Here is a 19,763-nt window from a genome sequence, read left to right as displayed (position 1 = left end):
GACCGCCGCTCTGTTCCGCATTGCTTGAGCGAGCCCCGTCGGCTGCCGGCCCGCATCCCTGCCCCGGGTCCGAACATTCAACCGTATCATACCAAAATCTACGTTCTGCTCGGCCAGCCAGGAGGTATAAGCTTTTCGTTTGTCTGAAGCGTCCATCGACCTCTGACCGCTTTCACATAGTCTTCGTCATCGTTGATGAAGGCATGCTCGATCAGGATAACCTGGAGGCCTGCCTGCCTGTTTGTTTCATCGAACAGAAATCGGACGATACGGCGCATCGCTGACCGGTCGGTATCTTTTGCCATCTCCCCAAGACTTTTCTCGTCTCCGCCTTCAGGGTAATATGGCCGACTTATCTGGTCGACGACGATTAGGCCGGGAACCGGCGCATCCACGTCTGCAAGATGCTTTTGAAGTGAGAATGCCAACGCAAGATGAATCGCCAGATAGTTCTGGTCTGAACCAATCTCACTAAGGGCGAGCGCAGCGCGCCGGATTGGCTCGATGATCGTTACCTTGGGTGTGGCCTGAAACAGCAAGCGAGATCGGAACACAGGCATCTCGGAGGGGAGTTCGCTCAACATTTCGGTTGCATAGTTGCCGATCACAATTTCAGCGTCACGTAAGCGTTCTTGCTTCGCTTCGGGATCGACCCGGTCCCTCAGCGCCGCTATCTCAGCCTGAAGCGACGCAATATTGGTGGGAACGCTTTCGACATCCTGTGTCGTCATTTCCAGGAACTGGTGAACCCGGCCAAGAACAAGGGCTCGTTGGTGAGCAAGCGTCGCCGCAGCGCCGCTCGCGTCCCGTTGCCGGATGACCGCAGTGATCTGGGCTTCCACTTCTCTTAAACGGCGCGTTTGTTCCGCAAGGGATGCATCCAGTCGGATTTGTTCGTCGGCAAGCTCGGGACGCAATCTGTCCACGGCCAGGACTTCGTGGTCCACGACCTCCAGAGAGGTCCGAATCTGGTCAGCCGCTGCGCGTCCAGCTTCGTTGGTGCTCTCACATACCGGGCATCTACCGTCGGAAAGCTTGAGATGCTTAACCAGGCCCAACTTGTGCGCCTGGCCGGATACCGCTGACTCATATCCCGACATTTCTCGCATCGCGAGTACTAGTGATCGGCGACGTTCTCGCATCGCCTGCAACTCGCGGACGAGGCCTCGTCGCTCTACCTCCAAGACAGCCAGATCATCGCCCTCCCGGATCGTCACCGCTAGCGCATCGGTTTGCGTGACGGCATAGAGCTGAGAAAAAAGGGCCTGGTCTGTCGCGTCAGGCGTCGGTGCCTCCGCCAAGCCAATATCTGCTGCCTGGCTGAGTAGAGCCATGGAGCGTTCGGCGGTTTTGCCCTTGCTTCGCTCCTTCAGTTTCGCGTCACGTTCCAGGCGGTCGAGCCCGACCTGCAGCTGTCGGAGCCGGCGTTCGGCTAAAATGCTTTCCTGATCCGTCGCCCCCAAGAAAAAGGGCATAGTCGCCTTGATATCGCGAGCTTTCTCCACACGGTTCATATCGTGAAGGAGGTTGCTCCGGCTGATTATGACGTCGGCCGACAAAAAGACATACGGCGTGATGTCGCGAACGGTCGCCCGCCCCTTCTTCGAAACGTCTTTTAGGGCCGGATTTTCGATATCTCCAATACCGAACGCCCGCTCGATCATAGTCCGCGCGGTGTCCCTGTTCGTGGCGCCCTCAAGCCGGTCACCAGTGGCGGGAAGCGTCAGCTTTCTGCCGCTTCGCACGAACATCTGTTCGGTGCCCTTCCCTGCTCGGGGAATTCGCCGCCCGACAATCATGTGCTGATCGCCAAGGCCCCAGAGAACCGCCACTGCGGTCGCGTGCTCGCGAACGTAAAACGGCAGGCCACAGCTGCTCGACCCAAGGCAATAGTCGATCGCGTCAATGATCGCAGACTTACCAGTCCCAGACGCACCGGTGATAATATTAACGGTGTCCGGCATAAAGGTGATGATGCGCCGTCGATCACCGACACCGTACAAGGCAATCTCAAGGACGTTCCAGCGAGTCAAGGCGTCACTCCAAACGCAGAATAGATTGCAGCTGCTGTACCGGCCTTTGCCATCCAGTTACCGAGCCGTTCGGCACGTCTGAGCACTTGCTTTGGCTGAGGTGGCAATTTTTCTACAACTCCTTTGCCCGGCACGTCGGTGCCGAGACGAAGGCTCCCCCCGGGCTCCAGCCGAAGTGCTTTCGAGAGAAGCGCCAGTTGAATTCCTCCACTAACGATCGGAAGCGCGGCGTCGAGACGAGCGCCAAGCCCGAACCGGACCTCGGGGTATCGGGTTAACCAAGCTAGCAGCCCCGTCGAAGCATTCGTGCTTAAAAAAGTATTTTGCAGATCATCCGAAACAGCAATCGGCACGGCCAGATAGAACAACGCTATCGAGGGCGGGGCACCAGCTATGTCGAGATAGCTCCGACAGAAACCGATGGCGACAAAGGCGGCGAATGCAGGGTTAGATTCTGCGAACATGTCAACGGCCAAAGTCATGGTTTAAAACCGAGTTGAGTGCGGTAATCAGGATGCCAGCCTACGCTACCCGTGATGGAGAGTATCTGATACGCGCCCCGGACATAGTGCGGGGACACGATTTTGGGAGCGATCGGCTCGAGCTGCTGCGGTGCGTCGAAGTGACTCCACTTGAGAAGGTTGCGCCCGTGCTCCTTGGACTTGTCCTCGGCACAGCCTGCCGCCTCGGCGCACATATCGATGTGCCGGTCGCTCCATTCCTCAACAAGTCTCGAATCATAATTTACAATTGTGGTAAGATGTGCGGGATTCTGATTTGACCAGCGAGAGCGTTCTTCCCGTGCTCGCCATTCGACTTGTATCGCACGACGGATTGTATCCTTGGACCCGTCGACAAGCGTAATCTGCCGTTCCAGCATGCTATGAGCTTTATACGACGATGGTAAGATTGACGTCGCAAACCCACTCGTCAGTTCATCGAGCTCGATAGCGCTTACGATTTCCATGAAGCGCTTGACCAATTCGAACCGGGATATCCCGATGTCCCGTTTCTTCGTAAGCAAATCGAGTATCTGGCCGTTCCACCATTCCACTAGCTGGCGCGCAACCACTTGACGTCGTTCCTTCAGGATCGATGTCAAATCTGCGGCTAGCTGGTCCTCGATGGCAGCGATGGTCGGTTGATTGGGCTTGATCCGCATCCGCGACAGGATCGCAGTCTTTTTGTCAGGCTCAAGTGCGAGAAAGGCAGTGCAACCGGCCACGCGTTCGGCGTGCGGGAGCGCCTTGGCTTTTGCAGCTTTTGCTTCAACGCGCTCTTGGAGAACTCGTTCAGCCTCTTGGTTCAGCGTATCGAGAAGTTTCTCGCGGTCGTTGCCGTCGTCAAGCAGCAGTTCTAGAGGCGAGCCACTCGCGATCCCCGTAACAGCCACAAGGTGCAACCACGTGTGACTAAGATCAAGACTTGGCAGGACATCAATCCATCCCTTCAATGTTCTCCAAACGTTTTTACTCGCTATGGTAAGCGGAACCGGCTTAGTCTTCAGAGTATGCTTTAATTGCTCGAGAATGGTATCGCCGTTGGAGGCTAAGACAACATCGTCTAACGTTTCGACCCAAACCGTCGCGTCGTCGTCGGCGTCACGCCACAGCAATAACAAGGCATACTGGCCCTGATATAGGAAGCCGAGAGCGGCGTCGTCTGCACTATGCGGATTCTTACCCGTCAACGCCCTGCCCCGCCCTTCGTCGCCAACTCGGTTCTGCCGTGCCGATCTTCGCCAGCAAGACACCGGGTGTATGTTGGAACATTGGGCGCGCTACGTAAACTGCGCTGACGCGCTCGGTATGTGGAAACTGGATTTCTCTCACGGCCGTCCGCGATCCGTTTGACCCGGAATTGTAGTTGGTTCGGCGCAGGATCAGCCTGTGCTCAATTACTGAGACGGTGTATCGCTGCCTGTAAATGTCAGCGCTAATTGGCACGGTCTACCAGAGGTAACTGACACTTCGACCTGGCAATGTGCGGCCCTGCCATCATCGCGTCTGAAACCATCTGCTTGTCGCGACCCGCACTCTACAGCCCCCCGCCCGCCCCGCTACAGATTGCGCGATTAATCGATTTTGTGACGGTGCTTTTTAGGCATGCTTCCGGATTCTTCACACCGAGAGCTAGAAATTAAACGATCTTGGAGCGGTGGCCTTTTCGACAGCACCCGATAGTCTGCGGAGAGCGAAAGCCGGAAGCAGTCAGGTTGGGAATTATTATGTTGGATTTCACCGCACTAGGCGGGGGTGGAGGCAACGGCGCTCCAGTTCTGGAGCCTCGGAAAATCTTCACCACTCTTGTTCGACAACCACGCTTTCGGTTTCCATCCGCGAACCAAGGTGAGGTATTGGATAAGTGGTTCGACCTTCGCGGACGTCGAGATAACACTATAAAGATGAATACCGGTTCTGGTAAGATGCTCGTGGGACTGCTAGCGCTCCAAAGCTGTCTTAACGAGGGCATCGGCCCAGCCGTTTATGTCGTTCCTGACAACTACCTTCTTCATCAGGTTCTAGCTGAAGCACGTGACCTGGGGATTGTCGCAACCGGGGACGCGGATGATCCCGCGTTCCTTGCTGGTCGTACCATCTTAGTTATAAATATACACAAGCTAGTTAACGGCAAGTCGGTGTTCGGTGTTGGGGGGATCCGAAAGCCAATCAGCTCTATTGTGATAGACGACGCCCACGCGTGTCTTTCGACTGTAGACGATCAGTTTTCAATATCGTTGCCAGCTATCCATCCTGTGTATAACGAGCTTCTTCGCATTTTTGAGGATGACTTGAGGGCCCAATCAGAGGTTGGCCTGGTCGAGTTAAAGAATGGCGATCCCCAAGCCTTGATGCTCATACCGTTCTGGGCTTGGCACCAAAAGCGCGAACAGGTCATCTCCATTCTTCATTCGTATCGGGAAGATGACGGCCTCCTTTTCAAGTGGCCTCTGCTCAAGGACGTACTCGCGATCTGTCAATGCGCAGTTGGTGGAGCGGGCTTAGAGATAGCCCCACGCTGCGTACCGATCGAGAAGATCGCCGCATTCCAGCATGCGAAGCGACGGATCTATATGACCGCAACGCTAGCCGACGACGGTGTCCTTGTCACGAAACTCGATGCCGACCCAGGCATGGTCTCGTCGCCTATCAAACCGAAGGGAGCTGGTGAAATCGGGGATCGTATGATCGTCGTCCCACAAGAGATAAACACCAATATTGTGGAAGGCGATATTAAGGCACTGGCAGTTGAGATCGCTAGAACCAAGAATGTAGCTGTTATCGTGCCGTCTGATCGCCGGGCGGCTTTCTGGTCGGACGTTGCTGGTCAGATTCTAAAAAGCGACACAATCGCGTCCGGAGTTGATCGTCTGAAGGGGGGGGAACATGTCGGTATCACTGTTCTGGTCAACAGATATGACGGTGTTGACCTGCCTGATGACGCTTGCCGTCTGTTGATAATCGACGGCTTACCGGAATTTCTAGGACTACTCGATAGAATAGAGTCATCGGTATTGGAGGGCACCGATTTAGAGCTGCTTCGCCAAGTTCAAAAGGTGGAACAAGGCATGGGTCGCGGTGTCCGATCCTCCGAAGACCGCTGTGCAGTGCTACTTCTCGGCAACCGCCTGGCCCAGAGGATTAATCAACCTTCTGCGAGGTCCATGTTCACGCCCGCGACACTTGCGCAAATGGATTTGGGACGTGAGGTAACGCAACAGGTCAAGGGGCAACCGGCGAGCGCGCTTCGCCCTCTTCTGGATTACTGCATCGAGGGAAACATTCAATGGTGGCAAGCTGGTCGATCCCGCCTCGCCCACGCACCAGAGGGACAAGCCAGTTGGGTAAATCCTTCGATAGTTTTGCAGAGAGAGGCTTTTGACCTCCTTGCAATGTCGCAAAGCAAGCAAGCAGAGCCGAAGCTGCAGCAAGCGGTGAACGCAGAGAATGATCGCTCCGTGCGGGGCTACTTGAAGCAGCAGCTTGCTGAGGCTCTTACAATAACAGATCCCGCTGGGGCTCAGGCCGTTCTATTATCGGCGGTTTCCGACAACCGGCGCGTCGTCAAACCGATCGCCGGTATAACGCACACACGGATTACGGCACCCGCGGTACAAGCCGAGGCAAGCCTGTCGTTTATCTCGTCGCGCTGTATCAACCCAAACCAGATTGTCCTTCTTGCGAACGCTCTCGCGGACGACTTGGTATGGGACGAGCTTCGTACAGAACGCTTTGAAGCATCAATACGTGAGTTGGGAAAATTAGGTGGGTTCGGATCTCAACGGCCCGACAATGAATATCGTGACGGTGGCCCGGACAATCTTTGGGCCGTGGGCGGCCTGCACTTCTTCGTCATTGAGTGCAAGTCTGGCGTGAAGAACGACGGCCGACTTATTTCGAAGGATCACTGTAATCAGTTGCTAGGATCTATATCTTGGTTTCGCCTGAATTATGACGCAAGCTGCACTTACACTCCTATCCTCATCGAGCCAGTGAGTAGGTTTCAGCAGGAGGCTTCGCCTTCTTCTGATATGCGAGTGATTGATGATGAAAAGCTGAGGGCTTTACGGGACGCTATTCGATCGTTCGGCGGGGCGGTGGCGTCGCTTGGAACATTCAATGATGCATCGGGTGTAGCTGCAATACTTGATAGTCACCGATTCACTGCTGCAAAGTTTCCAAATCATTATACAAAGCCGTTTTCTAAATAGATATTGTGGTGTCGGTCACTCCTTTTCTTAGCGGCTGCCCGGCACCTATGATGCATTCGCCGATCCCCCCACTTGACCATCCCTGACTTGCCGGTGCCTTTTGGGTATACCCTGAAAGCACCTTAGAATACTGGTCTTTTTACAGTCCGCGACTAACTTCAAAAAACCGGCCCCGATTTCTAGGAAAATCCTTTTTGTTCCTAGGCCTTTCAAAGACCAACGAGCACCAACCCATCGGAGACCGATATCCCACAACGTCACAGGTCAACGGGGCGGTATCACTGTGATTACTCCTAATCGAAAGCCACGAACAATTAGCGATAAATGGAAGCACCTATCTAAGGGAAGCACCGGTGCGGCACGTACTGCGAATAAGGGGGGCCTTACGCGGAGAACGACGATGCACCACCACATGAGCGCCGAAATGCAGGCCTGCATGGATGCCTGCCACCACTGCCACATTACCTGTCTGTCGATGACGACGCAGCATTGCCTTCAGGTAGGCGGCCCGCACGCCGCGCCCGACCACATCAAGATCATGCTGGATTGCGCGCAGGTTTGCGCCACCTCGCTCGACTTCATGGCGCGCGGCTCCGACCAGCATAAGCTCGTGTGCGGCATCTGCGCTCAGATCTGCCGGGCTTGCGCGGCGAGCTGCAAAGGGCTGGACGGGATGGAAGAGTGCGTCGCCGCCTGCGAGCGGTGCGCCGAGGAATGCGAGAAGATGGCCGCCTGAGCGGCGAGGCGGGCGGCGCTTGGCCGCCCGCCCTTCACATCGCCGAAGCGGGCGGTTCGAGCGTCCCCAGCCATGCGACGAGCGCCAGGATCGCCACTGCGCAGCTCGCCTCGACCGCGAGGCTGCGCCGCAGGGCGCGAAGCGCGCCGTGATGATCGGCCGCGGCGATCGAGCGCTCGAACGCCGGCGTAAGTCTGAAGCGGTTGAGCGACGCGAGCGCGAGCATTGTGCCGAACAGCGCTAGCTTGGCGATCAGAAGCTGGCCGTAGCGCGTAGTCGGAAGGTCCGGCAGATTGGCGAGGCCGACCAGCAGCCACGCGTTGACGACACCCGTGACGACGATCGTGCCGACCAGGATCGTGCCGACCATGCCGAACCCGTGCAGTGCGCGGTGCGTCAGAGTCAGATGGGCGGCGTCGACGCGGCCGACCGGCCGGGCGACCAGAAGCACGAGCCCGAGTAGGGCTCCGGCCCAGGCTCCGCCCGCAAGCAGGTGAAGAATGTCGGCGCCCAGATGCACCCAGCCAACAGCGCCCTCGTCCATCGCGCCGTGTCCTGTCCAAGCAAGCGTGGCGAGCGCCACGGCCGCAGCGAACGTCACCAAGCCGAGCAAAGCCGCGCGATCGGTTGCCAAGAGGGCCGCGACCGACGCCACCACGAGCGCAGCTATGCGCGCTTCCCACGCGGTGCCCGTTGCGGACCCGGAGAGGAGCATCCCGATCGCCTCCTGATCGACCGGCCAGGGCGGTGCCCCGGCCATCGCCGCCGCGAGCAGTGCGAGGGCGATCCCGGAGAACAGGAGGCCGAGCAGGCCGCTTCCGACGAGCCAGGGGCGCAAGGCGAGCGCATTGGCGCGCTCGCCGGCTTTGAGGCCGTAGAGACTAAAGGCCGACAAGCCGAACAACCCGCTCAGCGTTGCATAAAGCGCGACGCGAACCGCGATCAGCGGCCAGTCGGTCTCCACCCTTACTTGACCGCGAAGGCGAAGTTTCCGGCTACCCGGTGGGTGTCAACCGAGACCACATGCCAAGCGACGCTGTAGCGCCCCGCGGCGAGCGGCGCCTTGGGCGTGACGACGAGCGTGCGGCCATCATCGGCGACCCCGGCCGCAGCCGCGACCTTCATGGGCGCGTGCGCGGTGCCGCCATGCGCGGTCATCATCAGGTCCGCGCCCGAGAACTTCGGCATCAGCTTCTCGCTGAACCGCAGCGCGAGGCGCGCGGGCTTGGCGACAGTCGCGTTCGGCGCCGGTGAGGCGGACAGCAGCTTAGGATGAGCCTGGGCGGCGCTGGCGAGCCCGAGGATGGCAAGGGCGGCAGGGATTAGGGCGCGACGCATGCGGTTACTCCGTGATGTTCTGTCCATTCTACGCGGCACGGTCGCGCACCCCTCACGCGACCGATGAGGGATGATGGGCAGCGCTGCGTAACCAGTGTTAGAGGGGCGGAGTGGAAAACATGGATGATCTGGACAGAGCGTTGGTGAGGTTGGCGGGAGCACCTGTTCCGGCTGCGCTGGACGACGTCGAAGCACGTGTTCTCGCGCGCATCGGCACACGGCCGGTCGTGCGACAGGCCGGGCTCGGCATCGGTGCGGTGACGGTCGCGGCATTGGCGATCGGCATGATCGGCGCCGAGCTGCCCGCGACCGCGAGCCCCGCGGTGTCGCTCGCACCGCTCGGCGGGGCCTCGCCGCTCGCACCCTCGACTTTGCTGATCGGCGAGCCGTGACCTCGACCAAGCGCGTCCTGCTGTGTGTCGTACTCGCCTTTCTCGCGGCGATCGGGGGCGTGTTCGTTGGACGTGCGCTGTTGCCCCAGCCCAAGCAGCCGGGCGCCGCGCTGCACGAGGTCCTGCACCACAAGCTCGCGCTCGATGCCGATCAGCAGGCAAAGCTGAAGGTTCTGGAGGACCGGTTCGCGGTGCAACGGCGCGCTCTCGAGCTGGAGTTGCGCGCGACCAATGCTCGGCTCGCCGAGGCGATCGAGGCCGAGCACGGCAACGGCCCGCGGGTCACGGCCGCGGTCGATCAGAGCCATGCCGCGATGGGCGAGCTCCAGAAGGCCACGTTGGCGCATATCTTTGCCATGCGGCAGCTTCTGCGCACCGATCAGACCTCTCAATTCGATGCTGCGGTGGTGAAGGCGCTCACCGACGGCCAGGGGTGAGCCTCGATTGGACCACGCTGTCCGATGGCGAGCTGGCGACGCTCAGCATTGCCGGTCGGCAGGCCGCTTTTGCCGAAATCGTGCGACGCTACCAACAGCCGGTGTTCCGGCTCGCGCGGGCATGCGTCGGCGAACCCGACGAAGCGCTTGATCTGGTGCAGGAGACGTTCGTCGCCGCACACCAGGCCCTCCCGCGCTACGACGGGCAGCGCGCCATGAGAGCGTGGCTTTCGACGATCGCGATCAACAAATGTCGTGACTGGGCGCGAAAGCGCACGGTGCGCCGGTTCTTCTCCTTCGCGGCCCCCATCGATCATCGGGCTGAAGCTGTGGTGGACGATCAGGTGGCAATCGACGACGGCGCAGCCGACCGCCAGGAGTTGGACCGGGTAACAGATGCCATTTCCGCTCTGCCCATGAATCTAAAAGAGGCTCTGGTGCTGCGCACCATCGAGGGTTTGAGCCAAGCCGAAACCGCCGACGTGCTGGGGATCAGCCAGAAGGCTGTCGAAACCCGCCTCTACCGTGCCCGCTCGCGCCTCCTCGAAAAGTTGAACACCGAACAAGGGATCGGCGTGCGGGACGCGTAGAAGGAGTGAAACGGGCCGGTAGCGGCCCACCTTCTAGGAGCTTTCATGTCGCGCGTTCTCGACCGCCGCCAAGTGCTGCGCGGTGCCACCCTAGCCGGAAGCGGCCTTGCTCTGTCGGCCTATATGCCGGCGTGGGCGCAGCCGGTGTCCGCGGGCATCGCCAAGCCGTTGCCGACAGTTTCGGGCGACGACATTACGCTAAAGATCGCTCACCAGATGATGATGATCGACGGGCGGCAGAGCCACGCGATCGGCATCAACGGCACCGTGCCTGCTCCGCTCATCCGCTTGCGCGAGGGGCAGAACGTGCGCCTCCACGTCGTTAATGATCTGGATGAGGAAACCTCTATTCATTGGCACGGGCTGCTGGTGCCCTTTCAGATGGACGGCGTGCCCGGCATTGCCTTTCCAGGCATCCCGGCACGATCGACCTTCACCTACGAGTTCCCGATCATCCAGAGCGGCACCTACTGGTATCACAGCCACTCGGGGCTCCAGGAGCAGGAGGGGCACTACGGGCCGATCCTGATCGACCCCAAGGACCCCGACCCGGTGCAGTTCGATCGCGAGCACGTCATCGTGCTGTCCGATCACAGCTTCCAGCACCCGCACTACCTGTTCGACCGCCTCAAGAAGGAGTCGGGCTACTTCAACCGCCAGCGCCAGACCCTAAGCGGGCTGCTGGCGGGCAAGGATCAGCCGCTCAAAGAGCGGCTGATGTGGGGCAAGATGCGGATGGACCCCGCCGATGTCGCCGACGTGACCGCCTCGACCTACACCTATCTGGTCAACGGCCATGGTCCCAAGGACAATTGGACCGCGCTGTTCCGGCCGGGCGAGCGGGTGCGGCTTCGGTTCATCAACGCATCGTCCATGACGACCTTCAACGTCCGCATCCCCGGCCTGCCGATGACGATCGTCGCGGCTGATGGGTTGAACGTGCGCCCCGTTCAGATCGACGAGTTCCAGTTCGGCCCGGCCGAGACCTATGACGCGATCGTCACGCCGCCCGACATGCGCGCCTACACGCTGGTGGGCGAGAGCGTCGATCGCTCCGGCATGGCGCGCGCGACGCTCGCACCCCGCGAGGGCATGGCTGCCGAAGTCCCGCCACTTCGCAAGCGGCCGCTCGCGACCATGAAGGACATGGGCATGGGCGGCCATGACATGAGCACGATGGATCACGGCTCCATGCAGGGCATGGGAAGCGCTGCGACGGGCGCACAGGCTGGATCAATGGCGGGCATGGACCATGGCGGTATGGACCATGGCGCAGGTGCCGGTTCGATGCAGGGCATGGACCATTCCCAGATGAACCATGGTGCCGCCGGCGCTGCTGCCGGCGCCATGGCCGGGATGACCGCGCCGCAGGGTCAGAGCGGCGCCATGCCCGGGATGGATCATGGGTCGGGTGCGATGCCGGGCATGACAGATGGGCAGCCGATGGCCGGAATGGACATGGGCAGCATGAACATGCGCGATTTCTCGAAGGCCCCGGGTGTGAAGAAGGGTCCGGGTGTCCAGACCATTTCGGCCATGCCAGTCGATCGCACGGGCGAGCCCGGTCAGGGCCTCGAGAATGTCGGGCACCGCGTGCTGACCTATCGCGATCTGGTGGCACTCGATCGCAATCCCGACACGCGGGCACCCGAGCGCGAGATCAAGCTCCACCTTACCGGTAATATGGAGCGCTACATGTGGGGTTTCGATGGCGAGAAGCTGTCGGAGAGCCCCGATCCGATCACCCTGCTGCACGGCGAACGGGTGCGTGTCACCCTCATCAACGACACGATGATGGGCCATCCCATTCACATCCACGGTCACTTCTTCGACCTGGTGACGGGGAAAGGTGCCTATGCGCCCCGGAAGCATACCGTGCTCGTCCAGCCAGGCGGCACGGTGAGCTGGGACGTGACAGGCGAGGAAGGCGATTGGGCGTTCCACTGCCACATGCTCTACCACATGCACGCAGGGATGATGCGCGTCGTCCAGGTCCGCAAGGCCGGGGAGGCATCAGCGTGAACCGGTCACTCCTTCTCGCCGGCCTTGCCTCGGCAGTCGTCGCCGGCCCTGTGTTCGGGCAGAGCATGGATCATTCCATGCACAACATGCCGGGAATGACCATGCCGGCGAAGCCCGCGGCCAAGGCGACCCCCAAGCCCGCGCGGAAAGCGGCAGCCAAGCCCGCGGCCAAGCGGAAGGCCCAGGTTCGGAGGGCCCCGCGTCGCGCTCAGGCCGCGCCGGCTCGGGTGGCCGATCCGCACGCCGGTCACGACATGAGCGGGATGCAGGGAATGGACATGGGCGCTCAGCAGCAGCCCGCGCCCGCGCAAGATCCGCACGCCGGGCACGACATGTCCGCCATGCCCGGCATGGGTTCCCCGGCAGCAGCCGGGCAGGACCCGCACGCCGGGCACGACATGAGCGCGATGCCCGGCATGGCGATGGATGGTAGCCAGACAGGCGCCAAGATCGGGACCGACCTCCCCCCCGGCAACAAGCCCGCTCCCGCTCCGCCCGGCGATCATCTCGCCGATCGTTTCTGGGGGGCGGATGCCATGGCCAGCTCCCGCGAGAACGACCTGCGGCGCGAGCATGGCGGGATGACCTACTATCAGGTGCTCTTCAATCTTGCGGAGTATCAGGCCCGCAAAGGAAGCGACGGCTACCGCTGGGATGGCGAGGCTTGGGTCGGAGGCGACATCAATCGCCTTTGGCTGAAGTCAGAAGGCGAAGGTGGTTTCGGCAAGGCGCTGGAGAGCGCCGAGGTGCAGGCGCTCTACAGCCATGCCCTCGATCCCTATTGGAATCTCCAGGCCGGCGTCCGCTACGACTTCAAGCCGAACCCGTCGCGCACCTATGCGACGATCGGGATCGAGGGCTTGGCCCCCTACCAGTTCGAGGTCGAGGGCGCGCTGTTCCTCTCCGACAAGGGGGACGTGCTCGCCCGCGCCGAGGGCTATTACGACCAGCGCATCACCAACTACTTCGTTCTCCAGCCCAGGGTAGAGGCCAACTTCGCCGCCCAGGACGTGCGGGAGACCGGGATCGGCTCCGGGCTGACGGACCTGGAGGCCGGTTTGCGGCTTCGCTACGAGGGCCGCCGTGAGTTCGCGCCCTATATCGGCGTGTCGTGGGAACGGCAGTTCGGCGACACCGCCCGCTTCTCGCGGGCGCGGGGCGACGACACAGGGGGCTTCAGCTTCGTCGCCGGCGTGAGGACCTGGTTCTGAGCCCGCGGCTCCGCCTCCACCTTGGAGCGAGCAAGATCCACCGCTGGCTTGCTCTCCTGATCGGCGCGCAGGCGATCGTCTGGTTCACCAGCGGCCTTGTGATGAGCCTGCTCCCCATTGACACCGTGCACGGCGATCACCGGATCGAACGGAACGCCGAGCCGGCGCTGTCGAGCACCCAAGGCTTCGCATCGTTGCCTGCCTTGCTGGCGTCGGCCGGAGCGCCGGTCCGCCAGCTTCAGCACCGAATGCTGCTCGGGCGAGCGATCGTTGAGGCACAGCTTGTGGATGGTCGCATCCGTCTGCTGGACGCTCGCACGGCTGCGCCGATCCCACCATTGGATGCCAGGGTGGCCGGGACGATCGCTCAGAAGGCGTATCGGGGGGCTGGTGTGCCCGCACCCACCATCGAGCGGATTGAACGAGCCAGTACCGAGTATCGCGGGGCGCTGCCGGCATGGAGTGCAACGTTCGCCGACGATGACGCCACCCGAATCTATGTAGCGGCCGAGACGGGACGGCTCACGTCGGTCCGAACAGGAACGTGGCGGCTGTACGACTTCTTCTGGGGTCTCCACATCATGGATTGGACGGAGCACGAGCGGTTCAACACGCCGTGGCTCAACGCTTTCGCCGCAGGCGGTCTCGTCTTCGCAGTGTCGGGTGCGATCCTTCTCTTCATGCGCTGGCCGAGACGGCCGCGCCGCAAAGCCGGGGGGCGTATTTCCAGACAGGGAGTCGCATGATGGACGAGCACCAAGGCAAGATGAACATGGGCATGGGCTACGGTCGTTTTGCGGCAATGGTGGCGACTTCGACCGTTGTCATGTTCGGGCTGATGTACGTGAACGTCTATGCCCTCGGGCATATAGAGTTCAGCCAGACGCGGTTCTGGATGGCCTTCGTGATGGGCGCCACGATGGCGATCATCATGCTCCTTTTCATGTGGTCGATGTACAAGAACAAGCGGACGAATGCCGCGATTATCGGCGGTAGCATCGTAGTGTTCGCGCTCGCGCTGTGGCTCGTCCGCAGCCAGGAGACGGTGGATGACGTGAGCTGGATGAAAGCCATGATCCCGCACCACTCGATCGCGATCCTGACGAGCGAGCGCGCGCACATCAAAGACCCCGAGGTGCGCAAGCTGGCGGACGGAATCATCGATGCTCAGGTTCGTGAGATCACGCAAATGAAGCGGGCCATTGCCAGGCTTGAGGCAAATCCTACGCCTGCGAATGCGCCCGACCTGCCTTCCTATCGTGACAAGCAGGTTCCCCCTCCCCCACCTGAAACTGATGATAGCGTCGGGGTGAATACCCTTCAGCCGATCCGCTGAATTCGATCATGGGCGTGAGGGATACGGTACGCGCGCCCGTATCCCTCCTGTGGGCGGGGGCGTTTACCCAGGAGAGACACGATGAAGAAGATGACTGTTTTGGCCCTCGCGGCCGCGCTCGGCGCCGCTCCGGCCATCGCCCAGATGCAGGGCATGGATCATTCGGGCATGAACCACGGTCAGATGATGAAGCCGACGCCGGCGAACCCCTATCCGCCCTCTGAAATGCAGATGCATCAGAAGATGATGTCGGCCATGGGCGCTGATGCGACCGAGACCTGGGTCCGCAAAATGGTCGAGCATCATCGCGGTGGCATTGCCATGTCGCAGATAGTGTTGCGCGAAACCAAGGACGCAAAGGTCCGCATGATGGCCACCAAGACGATCGCCGAGCAGAACAAGGAAGTCGGCGAGCTGAACGCCTGGCTGCGGGCGCACGGCAAGGCTGCACAGTGATCGGCCCCCGCCCCACCGCAGGGTTTGCCTGCGGTGGGGCGGCCATCTAGGAATAGACATGACCCGCATTCGCCTTCTCGCCGCTGTTGCAGCGTTCGCCATGCCGGTCGCAGCCGTGGCTGTCGGGCCGGTGCTGATGCACCGCGATCCGGGCTGCCCATGTTGCGAGAAGTGGGCGCAGCAGGTGAAGGCTCAGTTCGGTCGGGCGGTCCGCGTCGTCGACGACGCGAACCGGCCCGCGTTCATGAAGGCCCGGGGCGTGCCCGCGGACTTGGCCTCATGCCACACGGCCATCATCGACGGCATGACTTTCGAGGGTCATGTGCCAATCGCCGACATGAAGCGGGCTCTGGCAACGCACCCAAAGGGTGTGACGGGGCTCGCGGTTGCCGGGATGCCGATGGGCTCGCCGGGCATGGAGATGCCGGGCATGAAGACCCAGCCCTACGACGTCGTTGCGTTCGGACCTGGTGGACGCAAGGTGTTCGCCCACCACTGAAAAGGAGGGAGGCGCAGACGCCTCCCTCCCCTGGCTTACTTTTTGGGCATTCCGGACATGTCGTGACCGGCATGATCGCCGCCCTTCTTCATGTCCTTGCAGCAATCGCCCTTGCCGTCCTTGCAGCAATCGGCACCGTCTTTGCAGCACGCCATGTCGGCGCAGCAGGACCCGGCCGCGAAGGCTGCGGTCGGAAGGGCGAGCGCCAGCGCTGCGCCGATCAGCTTGAACTTGGTCATTAAAAGCTCCGTCGATTGAATGTGTGAAACCTGTTGGATGGTTACACGGCTCGTGGAGGTGGAGTGGCGGGCGGTATCAGCCACCCGTTCATGACAGGGGTCGGCGAAGGCCAAGCGGCGATCGGGAATGAGAATAACGGCTCTGCCCTCGCCAGGGCTTCCCCCGGGACGGCGATGCAGGGCGTCGCGCAGGCCGGCTGAGGTGCCTTCTTGTCCGGTGCCGAAGAGCCTTTTTCCTCGCACCCAGCCATTGCCGAGGCGATCGGAGCTGCTTGAGCACTGGTTTCGCAGATCGGCCCCAACCGGACGAGCAGCATCATCGCAAGCACGGCCAGGACGGCAGTGCGAACGAAGCTGACACGAGGGCGAGATCCGGATTTCACGCCAGCTACCGGCAGCCTTTTGGACCTGAAGTCAACGGCTCAGTGCGGCATCGAGAGCGCTGCCGGAGCGATCACCATCCATAGCGCCATGGCGACCATCATCACGTTCTCAGTCAGCGACAGGAAGCCCAGAGGCACATTGCTGTCCCCACCCACGCAGGCGCACTTGAGTTCGCGTTTGTCGACATAGACCGCCTTGATGACGGATACCGCACCGATCGTCCCGATGACGAGCGCGATCGGCACCGAAAGCCAAGTGAGGACACCAGCGGCCATCAGCACGCCCGCAACACCTTCTGCGTAGGGATAGACGTAGGAATAGGGCACCCAGCGCTTGGCGAGCAGATCGTAGTTGAGGAACATGCTCGAGAAGCTCTCGACGTTCTGAAGCTTCAGCATGGCGAGCACGCACATCGAGAAGGCGATGAACCATTCCCCAGCGCGGACCGTGAACGGCGAGCCGAAGGCAGCGTAGCTGGCCGCGAGCGCCATCAGCGCGGTCATGGCGAACACCGCGACTACGGGCCGGTAAGTGACCGCCTTGGGATCGCGCACCGCCTTGCCGAAGAAGCGGCGCAGATCGTCATAACCCCCTACCCGCTCGCCCCCGATGAAGGTCTGCGGTGTGGTCTTCACGCCGTGCTCCGCCTTGAACGCGTCGGTCTCCTCGCGCGTGCGCAGCCAATGATCCTCGACCTCGTAACCTTGCCGGCGCAGCAGATCCTTGGCCTTCACGCCATAGGGGCAGGTGTGCGTCGGCATCACCATGCGATAGATCGTTGCTTTCTTGGGCGCCGCGGTCGCCATCTCACTTCTCCATCCTGTTCGCGGAACCTATATAGGGTCCGTACTATAGTACGGAGTCAAGGCATGGCGGCACTGACGATTGCGGGTCTCGCGCGTGAAGGGGACGTCGGTGTCGAGACCGTGCGCTACTATCAGCGCCGAGGTTTGCTCGATACGCCGGACCGACCCGGAGGCTCCGGCGCGAGCGGTGGTATTCGGCGCTACGGTGTCGATGACGTGCGCCGCCTCCGGTTTATCCGCTCGGCGCAGGCAGCCGGATTCACGTTGGAGCAGATCGGCGAACTGCTAGCGCTCGACGCAACCGACGATCGCGCCCGCGCACGCGAGCTTGCCAATGAGCGGATTGCGGCGCTGGACACCAAGATTCAGGAGCTTGAGCGGGTGCGCGCCTCCCTTCGCCATCTCGCGAGAGAGTGCGGAAGCGGCTCGGCCGGGCCGTGTCCGATCCTTCAAGCGTTCGATCACGCTTGAGTGTTAGGCGCGCGCCATGTGGAGCAATGAAAACCCTGTGGACCGCGCTCATTGAACCGGCCGTTCTCTGGACGGCAGCTAGCCACCCACGAGCAGTCGGTCGGCCACCAGCGACGTCCTGCCGGTCGGCTCCCGACCCAAAGTCGGTCGTAGCCGAGGCACGTTGCCGATCTCCGAAGCGGGCATTCTGAACCACGGTTCTGACACACGCAAACCCTTGAGAGGCCGTGGTAGGTTCCACAGCGTCACAACCGACCGGTTATGACGACTTTCCCGATTGAAATGGTATTTTGGGATTATGGCTCGGTTAGCCGGTGCCACCTGAAACATCGGGAGCCACCTTGGGATCGGGGTCTTGCGCCTTGCCGGTTGCGGGTGCCGCCTTCTGATGCGGCATGGCGGTGAGATAGGCGACAATTTCGTCGACATCCTTCTCGGCCACCGGCGCCTTGTAGACCTCGCGCATCTTGGTGACGGTCGCCTTCCACTGATCCGCCGATAGCGCAGGCTGGGTCAGCGCCATGCTGGCCGAGTGGCACGAAGTGCAGTTGGCGTTGACGACGTCGGCGTGCAGACCATCGGGATAGGTCGCGTCGTCGACCGGCAGGTCGACGCTGGTCGAGGCGAGCGAAAAGCCGCGGGCTGAGACGCTGGTGGGCGGTGCCGGCTCGGATGTCTCGGAGATCGGGGCAGGCGCCTTGCGGCTGCTCGGCGCCCCGATCGAGACGAGGATAATGCCGGTCAGGCCGATCAGGCCAGCGGCCATGATGCCGGGAGACGGGGTCTTCATGCTACTCGCTCCTCAGGCCGCAATGATGGTGGTGGTTTCGATGTTGCCGCGCATGAACCCGCCGGGGTTCCAGATCGGCTTCATCGGCTGAGCGACACCGTTGGCGTTCCAGCAGCGCACCATGATGGGGTTGGGACCGCGCCTAAGCGGCACGCGACCATCCCAGCGCCGGAAGCTATACTTGCCCTCATCCGATCCGAGCGTCGTCCTGTACCAGGTGCGGCCACCATCGGATGAGACATCGACCTTGGCGACGCCGCAGTCGCCGCCCATCGCGATCCCGCCAACCGGGATGGACGCTTCATAGGCGATCACCTGGCCATCCGGCAGGCTGGTCATCCAGCTACGCGGGATCATGCGGTTAATCGGGACGGTCGGGAAGTCTTTCTGTCCCGGCATCACGTTGGCGCCCGGCGTCGCCGGGATCTTGTAAGCCTTGGCCATCCAATATTGGTCGTCAGGGCCGGGCAGCACCTCGATCGCGTTCAGCATCTTGACCCAATAGGTCGAGTACCAGCCCGGCACGATCAACCGGCAAGGGAAGCCGTTGAGGAGCGGCAGCTGCTCGCCGTTCATGCCGAAGGCGATCATCACCTCGCCGTCGCGGGCATGGTCGAGCCCAAGCGCCTTCTCGAAGTCGGGGGCGCCAGCGACGACCGGCTGATCGAGAGCGCCGAAGCGTACCTGTACCGCGCCTGCTTTGACCCCGGCGAGATCAAGCACGTCGCGCAGGCGCACACCGAGCCATTTGGCATTGCCCATCGCGCCGTTGCCCCATTGCGCGCCGGCGACACGCGGCTGGAACAACCCACGGCTGTTGCCCGAGCACTGATTGACCGCTGCCATCTCGACGCGCGGCAGGCGCAGCAGTTGGGCAAGGCTGATCGACAGCGGTCTGTTGACGTGGCCGAAGACCTTGAGGCGAAAGCTCTCGACGTCGATCGAGGTCGGGATGTCGGCCCAGTGCCAGCGGACGAAGAACTGGTCGTTGGGCGTGAACACCGACTTGTCGAACACGTCCATCGGCGTCTCCAACAGCGGAGGATGGATGCGTTGGAGGATCATGCTGCCCTTGCCAGGAAAGGCGCTGGTCATCGGCCGCTCGGCATTGCCGCCAGGCAGCTTCAGGTCGACGAGCTGCTGCGCCAGCGCAGGTGCTGCGGCAAGGCCGGCGGTGCCGAGCGCCGTACGCCTGAGAAAGCGGCGACGGCTGGTTTCACTCGCCAGCGCGGCGTCAAAATTGTCCATGACAAGGCTCTCCTGTGGCCAGCCACGCTGGCGGATCGAAGGGGCGTTCTGCAAGTGATCGGAC

21 protein-coding genes are annotated in these 19,763 nt (G+C 61.6%); 12 read left to right on the top strand and 9 right to left on the bottom strand.

Going from position 1 to position 19,763, the window contains the following annotated elements:
- Positions 1 to 98: 98 nt before the first annotated feature.
- Genes ABD719_RS15435 through ABD719_RS15425 form a run of 3 tightly spaced genes read right to left on the bottom strand, consistent with a single transcriptional unit; the run spans position 99 to position 3,723 of the window.
- Entirely contained in the window at positions 99 to 2,033 is a 1,935-nt protein-coding gene (locus ABD719_RS15435; protein ID WP_344694254.1) for a DUF3732 domain-containing protein, read from the bottom strand.
- Positions 2,030 to 2,515, bottom strand: coding sequence for a three component ABC system middle component (locus ABD719_RS15430; protein WP_344694253.1), 486 nt, complete (start codon positions 2,513 to 2,515; stop codon positions 2,030 to 2,032). The genes ABD719_RS15435 and ABD719_RS15430 overlap by 4 nt, the downstream gene beginning before the upstream one ends.
- On the bottom strand, positions 2,512 to 3,723 hold the full coding sequence (locus ABD719_RS15425) for an ABC-three component system protein (protein ID WP_344694251.1): 1,212 nt from the start codon (positions 3,721 to 3,723) through the stop codon (positions 2,512 to 2,514). The genes ABD719_RS15430 and ABD719_RS15425 overlap by 4 nt, the downstream gene beginning before the upstream one ends.
- Before the next feature lie 537 nt (positions 3,724 to 4,260).
- Between ABD719_RS15425 and ABD719_RS15420 the strand changes: the two genes are divergently transcribed.
- Positions 4,261 to 6,744, top strand: a complete 2,484-nt coding sequence (locus tag ABD719_RS15420; RefSeq protein WP_344694250.1) for a helicase C-terminal domain-containing protein — start codon at positions 4,261 to 4,263, stop codon at positions 6,742 to 6,744.
- Positions 6,745 to 7,144: 400 nt separating this feature from the next.
- Positions 7,145 to 7,480, top strand: coding sequence for a four-helix bundle copper-binding protein (locus tag ABD719_RS15415; protein WP_056025254.1), 336 nt, complete (start codon positions 7,145 to 7,147; stop codon positions 7,478 to 7,480).
- Between the two features lie 34 nt (positions 7,481 to 7,514).
- Here the strand turns inward: ABD719_RS15415 and copD are convergent, their stop codons facing one another.
- Positions 7,515 to 8,444 (bottom strand): copper homeostasis membrane protein CopD, encoded by a 930-nt coding sequence (gene copD / locus ABD719_RS15410; protein WP_344694249.1) that lies wholly within the window; start codon positions 8,442 to 8,444, stop codon positions 7,515 to 7,517.
- Between the two features lie 2 nt (positions 8,445 to 8,446).
- A complete protein-coding gene (gene copC / locus ABD719_RS15405) occupies positions 8,447 to 8,818 on the bottom strand; it encodes a copper homeostasis periplasmic binding protein CopC (protein ID WP_056025248.1) in 372 nt (123 codons plus the stop codon).
- 119 nt (positions 8,819 to 8,937) lie between these two features.
- On the opposite strand from copC, the gene ABD719_RS15400 reads away from it, so the two are divergent.
- The 9 genes from ABD719_RS15400 to ABD719_RS15360 all read left to right on the top strand — a co-directional run bounded on the left by ABD719_RS15400 (position 8,938) and on the right by ABD719_RS15360 (position 15,761).
- Positions 8,938 to 9,210, top strand: a complete 273-nt coding sequence (locus ABD719_RS15400; protein ID WP_056025246.1) for a hypothetical protein — start codon at positions 8,938 to 8,940, stop codon at positions 9,208 to 9,210.
- A complete protein-coding gene (locus ABD719_RS15395) occupies positions 9,207 to 9,647 on the top strand; it encodes a periplasmic heavy metal sensor (protein ID WP_056025244.1) in 441 nt (146 codons plus the stop codon). The genes ABD719_RS15400 and ABD719_RS15395 overlap by 4 nt, the downstream gene beginning before the upstream one ends.
- Positions 9,644 to 10,237, top strand: a complete 594-nt coding sequence (locus ABD719_RS15390) for an RNA polymerase sigma factor (RefSeq protein ID WP_056025241.1) — start codon at positions 9,644 to 9,646, stop codon at positions 10,235 to 10,237. The genes ABD719_RS15395 and ABD719_RS15390 overlap by 4 nt, the downstream gene beginning before the upstream one ends.
- 45 nt (positions 10,238 to 10,282) lie before the next feature.
- Entirely contained in the window at positions 10,283 to 12,259 is a 1,977-nt protein-coding gene (locus ABD719_RS15385; RefSeq protein WP_056025238.1) for a copper resistance system multicopper oxidase, read from the top strand.
- 77 nt (positions 12,260 to 12,336) lie between these two features.
- On the top strand, positions 12,337 to 13,470 hold the full coding sequence (locus ABD719_RS15380; protein ID WP_192125836.1) for a copper resistance protein B: 1,134 nt from the start codon (positions 12,337 to 12,339) through the stop codon (positions 13,468 to 13,470).
- Between the two features lie 101 nt (positions 13,471 to 13,571).
- The gene (locus tag ABD719_RS15375; RefSeq protein ID WP_235515692.1) at positions 13,572 to 14,216 is read left to right on the top strand and encodes a hypothetical protein; all 645 of its coding nucleotides are present in this window, start codon (positions 13,572 to 13,574) and stop codon (positions 14,214 to 14,216) included.
- Positions 14,216 to 14,806: a DUF305 domain-containing protein gene (locus tag ABD719_RS15370; RefSeq protein ID WP_199860401.1), complete on the top strand. Its 591-nt coding sequence runs from the start codon at positions 14,216 to 14,218 to the stop codon at positions 14,804 to 14,806. The genes ABD719_RS15375 and ABD719_RS15370 overlap by 1 nt, the downstream gene beginning before the upstream one ends.
- A gap of 81 nt (positions 14,807 to 14,887) precedes the next feature.
- The gene (locus ABD719_RS15365) at positions 14,888 to 15,262 is read left to right on the top strand and encodes a DUF305 domain-containing protein (RefSeq protein ID WP_056025231.1); all 375 of its coding nucleotides are present in this window, start codon (positions 14,888 to 14,890) and stop codon (positions 15,260 to 15,262) included.
- A 58-nt stretch (positions 15,263 to 15,320) separates the two neighbouring features.
- Positions 15,321 to 15,761 carry a DUF411 domain-containing protein gene (locus tag ABD719_RS15360; RefSeq protein ID WP_056025228.1) on the top strand — a complete coding sequence of 147 codons (441 nt, stop codon included), beginning with the start codon at positions 15,321 to 15,323 and terminating at the stop codon, positions 15,759 to 15,761.
- 35 nt (positions 15,762 to 15,796) lie between these two features.
- On the opposite strand, the gene ABD719_RS15355 is transcribed toward ABD719_RS15360, so the two are convergent.
- Positions 15,797 to 16,114, bottom strand: a complete 318-nt coding sequence (locus ABD719_RS15355) for a hypothetical protein (RefSeq protein WP_235532454.1) — start codon at positions 16,112 to 16,114, stop codon at positions 15,797 to 15,799.
- Positions 16,115 to 16,422: 308 nt separating this feature from the next.
- Positions 16,423 to 17,190, bottom strand: coding sequence for a MauE/DoxX family redox-associated membrane protein (locus tag ABD719_RS15350; RefSeq protein WP_056025222.1), 768 nt, complete (start codon positions 17,188 to 17,190; stop codon positions 16,423 to 16,425).
- Between the two features lie 63 nt (positions 17,191 to 17,253).
- On the opposite strand from ABD719_RS15350, the gene ABD719_RS15345 reads away from it, so the two are divergent.
- On the top strand, positions 17,254 to 17,661 hold the full coding sequence (locus tag ABD719_RS15345) for a MerR family transcriptional regulator (protein WP_056454901.1): 408 nt from the start codon (positions 17,254 to 17,256) through the stop codon (positions 17,659 to 17,661).
- A 307-nt stretch (positions 17,662 to 17,968) separates the two neighbouring features.
- On the opposite strand, the gene ABD719_RS15340 is transcribed toward ABD719_RS15345, so the two are convergent.
- Positions 17,969 to 18,451, bottom strand: a complete 483-nt coding sequence (locus ABD719_RS15340; RefSeq protein ID WP_056025216.1) for a c-type cytochrome — start codon at positions 18,449 to 18,451, stop codon at positions 17,969 to 17,971.
- A gap of 12 nt (positions 18,452 to 18,463) precedes the next feature.
- Complete coding sequence (locus ABD719_RS15335; protein ID WP_056025213.1) at positions 18,464 to 19,699, bottom strand: molybdopterin-dependent oxidoreductase; 1,236 nt, start codon at positions 19,697 to 19,699, stop codon at positions 18,464 to 18,466.
- Positions 19,700 to 19,763: the final 64 nt, after the last annotated feature.

The sequence above is a fragment of the Sphingomonas cynarae genome (genome assembly GCF_039537815.1).
In the GTDB taxonomy this organism is placed as follows: domain Bacteria; phylum Pseudomonadota; class Alphaproteobacteria; order Sphingomonadales; family Sphingomonadaceae; genus Sphingomonas; species Sphingomonas cynarae.
This window is presented reverse-complemented; position numbering and strand designations above follow the sequence as displayed.